At 62.9% G+C, this 13,055-nt stretch carries 13 protein-coding genes; 7 read left to right on the forward strand and 6 right to left on the reverse strand.

The features are described 5' to 3' along the window. Window positions 1-108 precede the first annotated feature (108 nt). Window positions 109-843, forward strand: a complete 735-nt coding sequence (locus tag EWV37_RS12630) for a hypothetical protein (protein ID WP_129701983.1) — start codon at window positions 109-111, stop codon at window positions 841-843. A gap of 162 nt (window positions 844-1,005) precedes the next feature. On the opposite strand, the gene EWV37_RS12635 is transcribed toward EWV37_RS12630, so the two are convergent. Together EWV37_RS12635 and EWV37_RS12640 are read right to left on the reverse strand one after the other, a co-directional pair. Beyond that, entirely contained in the window at window positions 1,006-2,001 is a 996-nt protein-coding gene (locus EWV37_RS12635; protein WP_129701985.1) for a zinc-dependent alcohol dehydrogenase family protein, read from the reverse strand. After that, the gene (locus EWV37_RS12640) at window positions 1,998-2,360 is read right to left on the reverse strand and encodes a winged helix-turn-helix transcriptional regulator (RefSeq protein WP_129701987.1); all 363 of its coding nucleotides are present in this window, start codon (window positions 2,358-2,360) and stop codon (window positions 1,998-2,000) included. The genes EWV37_RS12635 and EWV37_RS12640 overlap by 4 nt, the downstream gene beginning before the upstream one ends. Window positions 2,361-2,694: 334 nt before the next feature. On the opposite strand from EWV37_RS12640, the gene EWV37_RS12645 reads away from it, so the two are divergent. The 5 genes from EWV37_RS12645 (at window position 2,695) to EWV37_RS12665 (ending at window position 8,878) form a co-directional block, all read left to right on the forward strand. Beyond that, window positions 2,695-3,924 carry a M20 family metallo-hydrolase gene (locus tag EWV37_RS12645; RefSeq protein WP_129701989.1) on the forward strand — a complete coding sequence of 410 codons (1,230 nt, stop codon included), beginning with the start codon at window positions 2,695-2,697 and terminating at the stop codon, window positions 3,922-3,924. 100 nt (window positions 3,925-4,024) lie between these two features. Continuing rightward, window positions 4,025-5,326 carry an ArgE/DapE family deacylase gene (locus tag EWV37_RS12650; RefSeq protein ID WP_129701991.1) on the forward strand — a complete coding sequence of 434 codons (1,302 nt, stop codon included), beginning with the start codon at window positions 4,025-4,027 and terminating at the stop codon, window positions 5,324-5,326. A gap of 119 nt (window positions 5,327-5,445) precedes the next feature. After that, complete coding sequence (locus tag EWV37_RS12655) at window positions 5,446-6,576, forward strand: CaiB/BaiF CoA transferase family protein (RefSeq protein WP_238663268.1); 1,131 nt, start codon at window positions 5,446-5,448, stop codon at window positions 6,574-6,576. Window positions 6,577-6,724: 148 nt separating this feature from the next. After that, a complete protein-coding gene (locus EWV37_RS12660) occupies window positions 6,725-7,903 on the forward strand; it encodes an acyl-CoA dehydrogenase family protein (protein WP_129701993.1) in 1,179 nt (392 codons plus the stop codon). A gap of 99 nt (window positions 7,904-8,002) precedes the next feature. Then, a complete protein-coding gene (locus tag EWV37_RS12665; protein WP_129701995.1) occupies window positions 8,003-8,878 on the forward strand; it encodes a 3-hydroxyacyl-CoA dehydrogenase family protein in 876 nt (291 codons plus the stop codon). Window positions 8,879-9,101: 223 nt separating this feature from the next. Here EWV37_RS12665 and EWV37_RS12670 read toward each other — a convergent pair whose 3' ends face one another. From EWV37_RS12670 to EWV37_RS12685, 4 genes are all read right to left on the reverse strand, one after another. Continuing rightward, window positions 9,102-10,001: an N-acetylglucosamine kinase gene (locus tag EWV37_RS12670; protein WP_238663260.1), complete on the reverse strand. Its 900-nt coding sequence runs from the start codon at window positions 9,999-10,001 to the stop codon at window positions 9,102-9,104. Further along, a complete protein-coding gene (locus tag EWV37_RS12675) occupies window positions 9,998-10,318 on the reverse strand; it encodes a putative quinol monooxygenase (RefSeq protein ID WP_129701997.1) in 321 nt (106 codons plus the stop codon). Before EWV37_RS12675 ends, EWV37_RS12670 begins: the two co-directional genes overlap by 4 nt. 297 nt (window positions 10,319-10,615) lie before the next feature. After that, window positions 10,616-10,807 carry a CsbD family protein gene (locus tag EWV37_RS12680; RefSeq protein ID WP_129701999.1) on the reverse strand — a complete coding sequence of 64 codons (192 nt, stop codon included), beginning with the start codon at window positions 10,805-10,807 and terminating at the stop codon, window positions 10,616-10,618. 140 nt (window positions 10,808-10,947) lie between these two features. Then, entirely contained in the window at window positions 10,948-11,904 is a 957-nt protein-coding gene (locus EWV37_RS12685) for a hypothetical protein (RefSeq protein ID WP_129702001.1), read from the reverse strand. Window positions 11,905-12,045: 141 nt separating this feature from the next. On the opposite strand from EWV37_RS12685, the gene EWV37_RS12690 reads away from it, so the two are divergent. Further along, window positions 12,046-13,053 (forward strand): hypothetical protein, encoded by a 1,008-nt coding sequence (locus EWV37_RS12690; RefSeq protein WP_129702003.1) that lies wholly within the window; start codon window positions 12,046-12,048, stop codon window positions 13,051-13,053. Window positions 13,054-13,055 lie beyond the last annotated feature (2 nt).

Below are 13,055 nucleotides of genomic sequence, written 5' to 3' on the forward strand. Positions count from 1 at the left end.
GCCCATGTTCCCCGGGGAGAGATTTTCACGACAACTGAGAACGTTGAACGTCAAGAACGCGGGTTGTCCCGCCGCACCGTGGCCAAGGGCGCTGCGTGGAGTGTCCCGGTGATTGCCGCTGCGGCATCCGCGCCGGCTTACGCGGTGTCTCCTGCATGCCAGGGGCTTTGCTACACGGCTGAGTTCACGTCCGCCGACCAGGGAAAACTGGCGAGTGGCGTTGTCTTGACCGGTACGCCCGTGACGCCCGGCTGCAGCCAGCCTCCCATCCGGGTGACCATGACTTTGAATATGGGGGGCACTGCGGGGGCGGTGAACCCACGGACAAATGAGTCATCTTCTGGGAAATATAGTTCCGAATTCAACGGAAGGATTGGTTACCAAGGTGAACAGAATGGTTATCCTGCTACATCTCCTTATCCCATTAGAGGTCTGAGTCGCACGGATCCCGGGTTGGTACTTAATATTGGCTACAGGACGACCACTACGGTGACGTTTAATTTTTCGGAGCCGGTCAGTTCGGCAAGTCTTGAAATATTCGATATCACAAGAAGTAATAATTCGAACAGTACTCTGCGCTATACCGACACGGTTACTATTGACCAGCCATGGGTCATGGGCGAGGACCTGACTCATGCCAGCCGGACAAGTGGTGCTGCGGGGCAGACCTTCTCCCGCACTGTCACTTACAACGATGAAAAGATTTTCAGAAATATCATGACCACGAGAGCGCCTTCCCCGTTCTCATCATTGACTTTTACGTATTCGGCCCCAGCTGCTTCCCCAGTTCGTGAAGGTTGGCAGTTCATTGCCATCGACGAACTGACATTCTGCCGACCTTAGCTATTTTTAGTCATTCTTCTTGGTGGCCCGCCGCTCTCTGCGGCGGGCCACTGCTGCGGGACTCTCAGTTCTTAATCCGCGAACCTCCGGTCTGTGGAGCCCGAAGCCTCTTCAACCGTCCCAAACCAATCCGCTCGGACGGTTTCGATAGCGGATCCAAGATCAGCGAGGCACCGTGAGGACCACTTTGCCTACCTGGTTTCCTGCTTCAAGGTAGCGGTGAGCTTCGACAATGTCACCGAACTCGAAAGTGGTATCGATGACCGGCCGCAATGTTCCATCGGTCAGGCCACGAAGCACGAATTCAATAGCATCCTGTCGGCGGTTGTCATCTCGGGTGATCTCGAAGAGCTCGTATCCGCGGATGGTCAAGTGTTTTCCGAGCACCCCCAGGACAGGCAGGGGCGTTGGGTCGGGTGCCAATGCCCCGTAGACGATGATCATGGCATGAGGGGCGGCCGCAGCGACTAGATCCGCGAACCCTGGCCCAGCAACAGGATCGAAAACTACCTGGGCGCCTTGCCCGTCAGTGAGATCGCGGACCTGAGCTACCACGTCCTCTTCTGAGGTGGAGATCACGGCTGCAGCGCCAGCGTCGAGTAATTGCTGGCGTTTGGCACTGGTACGGGTCAAAGCCACGGGTTGGGCTCCTGCCATGCGAGCAATCTGAATGGCTGCCAGCCCCACGCTGCTTGAGGCTGCCGGGATGAGGACGGTGTCTCCGGGTTGCACCTTGGCAAGGTCGATCAGTGCGCCGTAGGCGGTGATGAAATTCATCCACACGGCGGCCGCTTCTTCCCAGGACAGGTTCTCAGGGTGCTTGACGACTGCGGTTGCTGGGGCGATTACCAGCTCCCCATGGACGCCGTAGTCAGTCATCGCGAAGCTGGGAACCACACTGACTGCATCGCCAATGGTCAATCCCGATACGTTTGGCCCGACAGATTCAACTTCGCCTGATGCCTCATATCCCAAACTCGAGGGAAAGACCGGATCAACCACATAAGCGCCATTGCGGAACATGACTTCGGCCCGATTAAGACCTAGGGCGCGGGTGCGGATCCTGACTTCACCTGATTGGGGTTCGCGGGCCGTGACTTCTTCCAATTGCAGAACTTCCGGTCCGCCGGTGCGGTGAAAGCGAACTACTTTGCTCATGACATCTCCGTTTCATCTTTCGACTCGGCATCTGTGGCCGAATTTGGGGTGGAATTGTGAGGCCTGATCCCTCGCTTAGCCAGCCATTGTTCGCCCCATTCATTGAGATCCAGCAGTAGCGGTACCAGACTTTGGGCTTCTTCAGTGAGGGAGTACTCGACCTTTGGTGGGACCACTGGATAGACCGTTCGGGTGACCAGACCGTCTTCCTCGAGTTCACGCAACTGTTTCGTGAGTAACCTCGGAGTGATGCCGCGGATCTTCCTGGCTAGTTGGTTGAAACGCATAGTGCCTTCGATGAGGTAAAAGAGGATGACCCCTTTCCACTTGCCACCGATGATGGCAACGCTGGCCTCCATTGCACATCCGGGAAGATCATCAAAGAGTCGAGTCCTGGGCATATCTCGTGCACTCCTTCGGGAAATTTTTTATTGCTTCCTCTCGGCAGTGGCACCCGAGTTTCCGTCCTGACCAATCCCACACGGCGAGGGGTTCGGGCATGGGGAAGGAGAAGGAGTTACTGCGGTAGGAACCTTTCAGCAGTTGCCGAGTTCATAGGACGACGCTATCCCGCACTTCCCGTGCGCGGTAGTACGCACTTTTCTAGCCAGTACTACCCTTTTTGTGCCCTTACTGCATTCGAACCACTCCTGCGTACGATGACCGCAACTGGTTCCTATCCCTGGAGAGGTCATGTCCGCACTGCATCAAGCATTCCTGCACGATTTTCAGCTCATGTCCCGCAACGGCGGGTTGGACTCCGGTGGGGTTGAGCGTCAGGCCGCCACCGCAGCGGACGGTCTCAACCGGCAGTGGTTCGCCGGCTGGTTGGCCGCGCGCGGTGCCACGGTGCACTACGACGAGATCGGTAACCAGTTCGGCACGTTCGAACTCCACCCCGGTGCGCCCTACGTGCTGGTCGGATCGCATCTCGATTCCCAGCCCAGGGCCGGCCGGTTCGACGGCGCATACGGCGTGCTCGCGGGGGCGACAGTGTGTGCGGAACTGTACCGAGCGGCGTCGGCGGGGGAGCTGGAGCTCAAGTACAACCTGTGCGTCGTGAACTGGTTCAACGAGGAGGGTTGCCGGTTCAAGCCGTCCATGATGGGCAGTCTGGTGTACACGGGCAAGCTCGATCTCGAGACGGCTCTGGACATCGAGGACGTGGACGGCATGACCGTGCGCGACGCCCTCGACGCACTCGGTCAGCGCGGAACCGAGAGCATTCCCGAGGCCGCGGCATACGTGGAGATCCACATCGAGCAGGGCAAGTCGATGGAGGAGAACGGCCAGACCATTGGCCTGGTGGAGGCCACGTGGGGTGCGCGCAAGTACGAATTCCGGGTGACCGGCGAGCAGTCCCACACCGGTGCCACGCTGATTGAGGATCGCAAGGACGCGCTGTTGGGTGCCTCGCTGCTCATTGCTGCGGCGCGCCGGATCGCGCTGGAGCACGACGTGATCACCTCATGCGGTGAGCTGCTGATCCTGCCCAATTCTCCCGTCGCGGTCGCTCGGGAGGCTCGCTTGTTGATCGACCTGCGCAGCCCGGATGCCGCCCGGCTCGACGCCGCAGACGCGGCCTTCGCGCAGGAGATCACCAAAGCGGCGTCGGAGGCGAATGTGGAGATCGAAACTCTGAGCCGTAACGCCTGGGACGTGAAGAACTACGCGCCGGAGGGTGTGGAGCTCGCCGAGCAGGTTGTGCAGGAACTGGGTCTGCCGTACACGCGGATCATGACGCTGGCCGGCCATGATTCCACCAACGTCAAGGACGTGATGCCCGCGGTCATGCTGTTCGTGCCGTCCCACAAGGGCATCACGCACAACGAGTACGAATTCACCTCTGACCAGGACATGCTCTCCGGGCTGGACATGCTGATCGGCGTGATGACGCGCGTGGCGCAGGGCGAGTTGGCCTGAACGCCGGCCGCGCTTGCCGAGCGTCGGCAAGCGCGGCTTATGCGCGTCCCCGCCGCGCCTTAGAGTGTGTGGTGAAGCACAACTCGACGAGGAGGCCGCAGTGTCCCAACCCACGCAAGCTCAGGAAGCCGCGATTCGGCAGGCGGTCGCGGAAGCGTTCGATCAGCAGGTCGAGTTCCTGCAGCGCTTGGTGGCCGAACCCTCGCGCCGCACCGAGGAACGCGCAGCACAGGACATGATGGCCGCTGCATTCGAGGACGCCGGCCTGACCGTTGACCAGTGGACGCTCGACGCCGCCGAACTCGCCACCCACCCCGCTGCCGGCGCGGTCACCGTGGACTACACAGAGACTCCCGTGGTCGTGGGCACTTTTGAGCCTTCCGCCCCCGCCGACGGCGCTCGCAGCCTGATCCTCAACGGTCACGTCGACGTGGTGCCCGAGGGACGCGAGGACACCTGGACCACCAGTCCGTGGGACGGTCGCATCGAGGACGGCTGGATGTACGGCCGCGGTGCAGGTGACATGAAGGCCGGGCTTGTCGCCAACCTGTTCGCCTTCAAGGCGTTGCGCGCTGCAGGGCTGGAACCCACTGGTCGCGTGCACCTGCAGTCCGTGCCGGAAGAGGAATGCACCGGCAACGGCACCGTGGCCGCTATGCAGCGCGGCTACACCGCGGACGCCGTGCTGATCTCCGAACCCATTGCGGAGACCCTGGTGCGCGCCAATCTGGGTGTGATCTGGTTCGACGTTGACGTCACCGGAACCGCCGCCCACGCGCACGAGATGTCCAAGGGATTCAACGCGCTGGATGCCGCGTACTCTCTCATCGGAGATCTTCGTGCGCTGGAGGAACGCTGGAACCAGATCACGGTGGGGGACCCGAACTTCGGAGACCTGGAACACCCCATCAACCTCAATGTCGGCGTGCTGCAGGCGGGTGAATGGCCGTCATCGGTGCCCGATCGCTGTACGTTCTCGGTGCGGGTGTCGGTTCCGCCGTCGCTGGGATCGGCCGCGGCGTGGCAAGAAATTGAAGAATGCGTGGAACGTGCGGGACGCGAGAACCCCGTGGTCTCCCGGGGCAAGGTGTCCGTGAGCAAGTCCGGATTCTTCTCCGATCAGTACGTCCTGGAACCAGGCACGGACGCGGAGGGGCTGCTGTCGGAGCTTCATGCGTCCGTGACCGGTGCGCCGCTGGAGTCCTATCCGTCCCCGGCGTACGTGGACTCACGGGTCTACGGAACGTTCCAGGGGATCCCGTCCATGGTGTACGGACCCCTCGCGGAAACTCTGCACGGCAAGGACGAGCGCGTGAACCTGGAATCCGTGAAGCGCTGCACCGAGATCTACGCGCTCTACATCGCTCGCTGGTGCGGCGTGCGTGAGGCGGGTCAGAAGTGACGGACCAACCAGATCCAGTGGGCGCAGAACCCAGTCAGGCTTCGGCGGAGCAGTCCGGCGCGGCCGCCGGTGCCAGGGGTGAGAATTCGGCCGACACCACCCTCCCGCTCGAGGGCGTTCTGGTGGCAGACTTCTCCCGCGTGCTCGCCGGTCCGCTGGCCACCATGACCCTGGCGGATCTGGGTGCCCGGGTCATCAAGGTGGAACGCCCCGGCGCCGGGGATGACACCCGCAACTGGGGGCCGCCGTGGTCCGAAACCGGAGCCACGTACTTCGAGTCAGCCAACCGCAATAAGGAGTCCGTGGCCCTGGACCTCACGGATCCAGAGGACCTGGCGCTCGCCAAGAAGTTGGCCCTCAAAGCGGACATGCTGGTCGAAAACTTCAAACCCGGGGGCCTGGCCAAGCTGGGATTGGGCTACGAGGACCTGAGGGATGAGAATCCCGGGCTGATTTACGCGTCCATCTCCGGATTCGGTTCCGCCGGGGGACGCCACCTGGCCGGATACGACTTCCTGGTGCAGGCCGTGGGCGGGCTCATGAGCATTACCGGTCCAGCCGATGGCTCGCCCTATAAGGCCGGCGTGGCGCTCGTGGACGTGCTGTGCGCCAAGGACACGACCATTGGCGTGCTGTCCGCGCTCGAAGCGCGCCGCCGGAACAACGGGCGCGGCTCCCACCTGGAGATCAATTTGCTGTCCAGCTTGCAGGGTGCACTGGTCAATCAAGGGCAGGCGTACCTGGGCGCGGATAAGGTTCCGTCGCGCATGGGCAATGAGCATCCGTCCATCGTTCCGTACCAGTTGTTGGAGTGCTCGGACGGACCGCTCGCGGTGACCGTGGGAAATGACGGTCAGTTCGCTCGCATGGCCGCGGCCCTGGGGGTGGCCGAACTGGCCGAGGATGAGCGGTTCGCAACCAACACGGAGCGTGTGGCCCATCGGGACACCCTGGTTCCGTTGCTTGAAAAAGCCCTTTCCGCCAACACCGCTCAGCACTGGCAGGACGTCCTCACCGAGGTCGGTGTTCCCGCGGGAAAGGTGGGCGGCATCGATCAGGGAGTCGCCCTGGCGGAAGAGCTCGGCCTCGAACCCACCGTGGATGTTCAGGACGCCTCCGGGACAACCGTGGGCCGCCAGTTCCGGCCTCCGGTGACCTGGAATCCGCCGCTGGATACGCCCACTGCGGCCCCGCCACAGCTCGGGGAGCATACGGAATCGGTGGTGGAATGGCTCAACCGAACTTCTTAGGTGAGTGAAATAAAAAGGGGGCTGGCGCGGCAAGGTTTCGCGAGCGGCGTCGTCCCCGTAACGTGAGTCACAACTACAGAATGGGCGCGGTCGCAGTCTGTCCCGGGCCCTCGCACTACCGGCATGACCAATGATGCAAAGGAGCACCATGACCACCCCAGAGCTGTCCGCGGACCCCTCGGATCTGATCAGTTTCGATTCCCTGCTCACCCCCGAGGAGCTCGAGCTGCGCCAGACCGTGCGGGAGTTCGTGAACGCGCAGATCAAGCCGAACATCGCCAAGTGGTTCGAGGCCGCCGAGTTCCCACTGGAGATCGTGCCGGAAATGGCCAAGCTGGGTCTGCTGGGCATGCACCTCAAGGGTTACGGCTGCGCGGGTCGCTCGGCTGTGGAGTACGGCCTGGCCGGTGCGGAACTGGAGGCCGGAGATTCGGGCCTGCGCACGTTCGTGTCCGTGCAGGGTTCGCTGGCCATGAGCGCCATTTACAAGTGGGGCTCGGAGGAGCAGAAGCAGGAGTGGCTGCCGCAGATGGCCGCCGGTGAGGCGATCGGTTGCTTCGGCCTGACCGAGCCGACCGCGGGTTCGGACCCGTCCTCGATGACCACCAACGCCAAGCGCGACGGTGACGACTGGGTGCTCAACGGCACCAAGCGGTGGATCGGCCTGGCCAATGTGGCCAAGGTGGCCGTGATCTGGGCGCAGACCGATGATGGCATCCGCGGCTTCGTGGTGCCCACCGATACCGCCGGCTACAAGGCCACGCCCATCGAATCCAAGCTGTCGATGCGCGCGTCCATCCAGTGCGAAATCGAGCTGACGGATGTGCGCCTGCCCGCCAGCGCGATGCTCCCCGAGGCCAAGGGCCTGCGCGGGCCGTTCTCGTGCCTCAACGAAGCCCGCTACGGCATCATCTGGGGCGCCATGGGCGCGGCCCGCGATTCGTTCGAGGCGGCCCTGGACTACTCCAAGCAGCGCATGCAGTTCGACAAGCCCCTGGCCGGCTACCAGCTCACGCAGCAGAAGCTCGTGGACATGGCGCTGGAGATCAACAAGGGCTTCCTGCTCGCCCTGCAGATCGGTCGCATGAAGGACGCCGGTACGCTGCAGAACCACCAGATCTCGGTGGGCAAGCTCAACAACTGCCGCGAGGCCATCGCGATCGCCCGCGAAGCTCGCACCATCCTGGGCGGCAACGGCATCACCCTGGACTACTCGCCGCTGCGCCATGCCAACAACCTGGAATCCGTGCGCACCTACGAGGGTACCGACGAGGTTCACACTCTGATCCTCGGCCAGTACCTCACCGGCGAGCCGGCCTTCCGCTGATCGGCACGTTCCACCTGGCGCTCGCGGCGGATTCCGTCGCGAGCGCCTCCATTTCAGGACTGAGTTCGAATCCGAATCCGAGTTCGAGGAGACTTCCGCATGAGCACCACCATCGACAGCATCAAGAACATCACCGTGATCGGCGCCGGCACCATGGGTCGCCAGATCGCGATGACCGCCGCGCTCGCCGGGTATCAGACCACGGTGCAGGACATCAGCCAGGACATGCTCGACGCCGCATCCACCGAAATGAGGGGTTGGGCCGAGTCCCGCGTGGCCAAAGGCAAGCTCGAGCAATCCACCGCCGACGCCGCTCTGGCCAACTTGGCGTGGGAAACGGACCTCGAGCGCGCGGCCGCCAATGCGGACTTCGTGATCGAGGCCGCCACCGAGCGCCTCGACATCAAGCGCGGGATCTTCGAATCCCTGGGGTCCCTGGCGCCGTCGCACGCAATCCTGGCCACCAACTCCTCGACCCTCGGTTCGTCCAAGGTGGCCGAGGCGTCCGGGCGCGCGGATCAAGTGTGCAACATGCACTTCTTCAACCCCGCCCTGGTCATGAAGTGCGTGGAAGTGGTCCGCCACGATTCCACCAGTGACAACACCGTGGACCTCACCATGGAACTGGCCCGGCGCATGGGCAAGGAACCGGTGCTCATTAACCGTGAGATCCCCGGGTTTATAGCCAACCGCGTGATGGGTGCGATCAACGATGAGTCCCTGTTCCTCTACGAGAACGGGTACGCCTCCAAGGAAGACATCGACGCCGCCATCCGCAACGGACTGGGCCACCCCATGGGCCCGTTCGAGCTCATGGACATGGTGGGCCTGGACGTCATCGACTTCATCGCCAAGGCCACCAACGAGGAGACCGGCGCGGAAGAGGACAAGCCCAACGAGTCAATCTCCAAGCTCGTGGCCGAGGGCAAGTTCGGCCGCAAGTCAGGCGAAGGGTTCTACGAGTACAAGAAGTAGGGGGGAGAAGTGCCGGCGTCCAAATTTCTCCGAGTAGCCCTCCCTCTGGCGTTTGCCCTTGTGGCATTGGCCCTTGCACTGGGAGTCATCCGCGACGGTGGCGATCCAATCTCAAGGGGTGCATTGGTCGTTGCCGTGGTCGGTCTAGCGATCAGCATTGTTTTTCTCAAACCGGCTAATGCACGTGGCGGCAATGCGGTCCACGAGGACTAGAAATAGACCCTCAGCTCCACATCGCTCGAGCGAGGACTGGCGCGCCCAGTACCGGTTCCTGCTCCAGGACGGTCACGCCCGTGAGGCCGGATTCAGCAAGCAACGATCGCAGCGTTTCGCCAATAACCGTTGGCGCCAGCCCGCCTCCCAGCACCACGGGCAGAGACCCGGTGAGTTGCTGGGCAACGGTGATGGTGAGTTCGTGCAGTTCGGAAGCTGCTCGGTGCACTAGCTCCTGTGCCACAGCATCACCGTGAGTGGCGAACTCCACCACCCTCCTGGACAACCCGGCCCAAAATGATCGGTCCGGGCGGTCGTGGAAAGCCGCAATGAGCTCCACCACGGAAGAAACACCAGCCTCCGACAGGATCGTCCGAGTGAACTTATCGGCCACGGCACCGGGTTCGCGCTGGTCGGCGCGCAGCACGGAGCGGACCGCCTCACGCCCCAGCCAATAGCCGCTGCCCTCGTCACCGAGCAGGTACCCCCAACCTCCTGCCCGGCGCTCGCAGCCCGTGGAATCAATGCCCCAGGCCACGGAACCGGTGCCCGCGATCACCGCGATGCCGGTCGTGTGACCCCCCGCAGCAAGGATCAGGCGAGTGTCATGCACGGCGGTCACGGGAACGTCAGGTGCGGCCCCAGAAACGGAGCGGACGAGATTCTCGAGCCGAACGGCGTCGGCGGGGGTGTCCACACCACCGGCACCGGCGACCACCGGTACTGAAGGGCTGGCCCCCAGCTCGCCGAACACATCGCGCAATGCTGCCGCCGCGGCGTCGGCCGAGACGTTTTGAACGTTGGCGCTGGGCCCCTTGGCTTGACGAACGGCCTGGCCATCGCGGAACAGCACCCCGCGTGTGGTGCTGCCGCCGATGTCCAGGCCGATCAGATCGCCCGAGAAGGTCACTGGACCTTCAGCTCGCCCATTTCATCCCAACCGTCGCCGTCGATCTGACGGGAAATGATGCGGGGAGTGGAGCTGAGGTACTGCGGAAATTGCTCGGTCATCTTGGTGAAGTGATCGGACTTCACGTGCGCCTCGGCGGCGTCGTCATTGAAGGCCTCCACGAGCACGTACTCGTTGGGGTTGTCCACGCTGCGGGACCAGTCGAACCACTTGTTGCCGGCCTCGGCGCGCGTGGCCTGCGTGAACTCGTCGACCAGCTGGGGCCAATTGTCGGAGTGCTCGGGCTTCACATCGAATTTCACAACGATAAAGATCATGGATTGCCTCCTTGGTTGCGGTTATCCCTTCCAGCATATGGGTGGAAGGCGGTGACATATGGGGCAGGGGTTTGCGAGCGTCGACATCTGTGGCTCGGGATCGCAGGGATACCAGTGGTTTGCGTACGATCCTCTGCCAGAAATGTCGCAACGGCCCAGCAAGCGCTAACCTCGGCCGGAATTGTTCGCAGGGTGATGCGCGTGAGGGCGCGCACCCGCCCCAACGGACCCCACCCATGCGTAAGGCCCCCGCCAGTGGCGAGGGCCTTACGGTCAAAAAATTGCGTGGTGCGGAACCTAGTTCAGCCCGTCCTTCAGGTTCTTGCCGGCGTCTTTGACGTTTTCCACGGACTGCTTGGCGCCACCAGAAGCCTTCTGGGATGCACCTTCAGCCTGCATATCGCGGTTTTCCGTGGCATCACCAAGCTTTTCCTTGGCGGATCCGGACGCTTTCTCCGCAGCATTACTGATTTTATCGCCGATTCCCATAGGCACTTCCTCTCGTAGAACGAACAGGTATCCATAATGTAAACGGACTTCCCTGGGAGGGGAAGAGGGGGAGCCTGGTATTTCGCCCAGAGCGTGCGCCCACCCCGCCTGTTCGGGCCATCAACCCAGGTCAGGGGTGGTTACTGGTAAGACACAAACCACGGCTTGGGTTCTAGGTTGTACGTCTGCTCCGGGGTGAACGTGGGGGTGTCCTCGTCGTAGAAGTTCTTCCACGCCATGTGGATCCCCTCGGGCAGGCCCTGCTGCAGTACGCCCCAGGTTTCCTTTTTCATTTCCGGAGTGCCGTGCCCGTCAGCGTGCAGTACCAGCTCGAGTTCGGGGTGGTCGGTCTTGATGTTCTCGCGGTCCTGAATCATGGACATCGAGAACTGGTGCAGGATCACGACCTTCTGCGGCAGGTTGTTTTCGGCGGTGAGCTTGGCGAGCCACTCGGTGGTCTCGTTGATTTCCTCCGCGGAGACGGAACCGATCTGTTGCATGTGCACCTGGCCGGGAGCCAGGCGCCATTCGGGATCCAGGGCCAACCCCACGTTGGGTCGTTTCAGGAGTTCCTCGTACATCTTGGCCTGGGTCAGGAAGTCGGTGTGGCCCGGTTGGAGATCGAGGACCACGTACACGCCGTTCTTCTCGGCCGCCTCGATGTAGGGGATGAAGTGCTCCACGGGCACTTCATTGGAGTAGTTACCGTCCGCGCCAGGTTCCGAGGATGCTGCCGTCACGATGATCTCGAACGCGGGGATGACCTTCTCCTCGCTGTGCGGCTGATACTGCTTGGCCAGTTCGATCGCGCGCTGTGCCGATTCCTCCGGGCCCTGCTCGCCCAGTGCACCTAGGCCCGGGGTTCCGGGGTGTCCGTAGAGGGCCACGAACCGTCGGTCCGGGAACAACTCTGTTCCGCCCCCGATCAGCTCGGGTGGTTCCGTGGGTGACGGTGTTGCCTCGGGCGCCGACGACGCCGCCGTGCCGTTCTGCGTGGCCGCGGCCTGGTCGGGGGTTTCGGTGGCGGCGTCGCCGCACGCTGTCAGCAAGAGGGCGGCGCAGGCGGCGGTGGCAATGGCGGTGGAGAGTCGGCGCATAGCGCAAATTACCTCAGGGGGTCGGTCGGTCACGGGGTAACGCCCATGGTCAGCGTGCTGTCCAAGTGGCGGTACTGCCAGCCTATGCTCAAACGGATAGGGCGCATGGCAACATGACAGTACCGACCCCCGGAGGTTCTCATGAGCTCGCCCTACACACCCCCAACGGGTCCATCGGGCCCTCACGAGCCCTCCGAGGACGGTTCACGCGTTGAAGGGCCGCAGGAGTATGCCCCGGCGTACGGTTCGGCCAAGCCTCGAGAAGGAACCTCGGTCAAGACGGCCATCCTGTTGATCGGCGTTGCCGCACTCATCGGCCTGCTCGTGCTGGGCGCCCTGCTCTGGGCAATCACCAGAACGGTTCCCACACTATTCACTGGCGGTGAAGAAGATCCGCCCGGGCCTCCTCCCACTACGGCGGTCGCCCAACCGACCCAGGAACGCGAGCCGACGACGTCGCCGTCGGCCGCGGCGTCGAACGCCCCGAGCCCCGAGGAGACCACGGAACCCGAGCGCCCCGTGGCCCAGGGTGGAAGTTTGCACGCGCCGACCGGGGACCCCTTGTTCAGCAAGGAAGGCGAGTTCACGGAGACGGTCCTGGAGGAAAGTGACGAGATCGCGATCGAGGTTCCGGATCATGACGGGCCGCTCTTGATCACGTGGTCCGTGACGAGTGACCGCGAAAGTGGCGGAGTTTTCCTCAACGCCCACGAGAGCAAGGGTGGGGAGATGACCGAGCACATGGGCTCCGTCGGAGACGGTCAAACGGGCATGTGGCTCATCGACGCGGATCCGGGTGAGCCCAAGACCACCGTGATCTACCCCCAGGGCAATGGCGATACCCAGTGGAAGGTGCAAGGGTTCCCGGTCTCCGAGGTCCCCCGCGTCGAACGGGGCGCAGAAATCACCGGTACCGGTCCCGCAGTCGTAGAACTCCCGGCCGGTGATGAGCAGGATTACCGCTTCTCATCCGAGGAAGGTGTGCCGCGAGTCGAGGTCTACGACGCGGACGATTTGAGCGCATGGCACCAGTTCGAGTACGGAACGGGACCCGTGGAACTGGACATCACGGCGCGCGGCGACGAACAGATCCTCATGGTGCACGCTGACGGCGAATGGACGCTAGAGCCACGCAATGGCTGGTTCTAAGG

It is taken from the genome of Kocuria carniphila, from assembly GCF_004136555.1.
GTDB lineage: Bacteria > Actinomycetota > Actinomycetes > Actinomycetales > Micrococcaceae > Kocuria > Kocuria carniphila.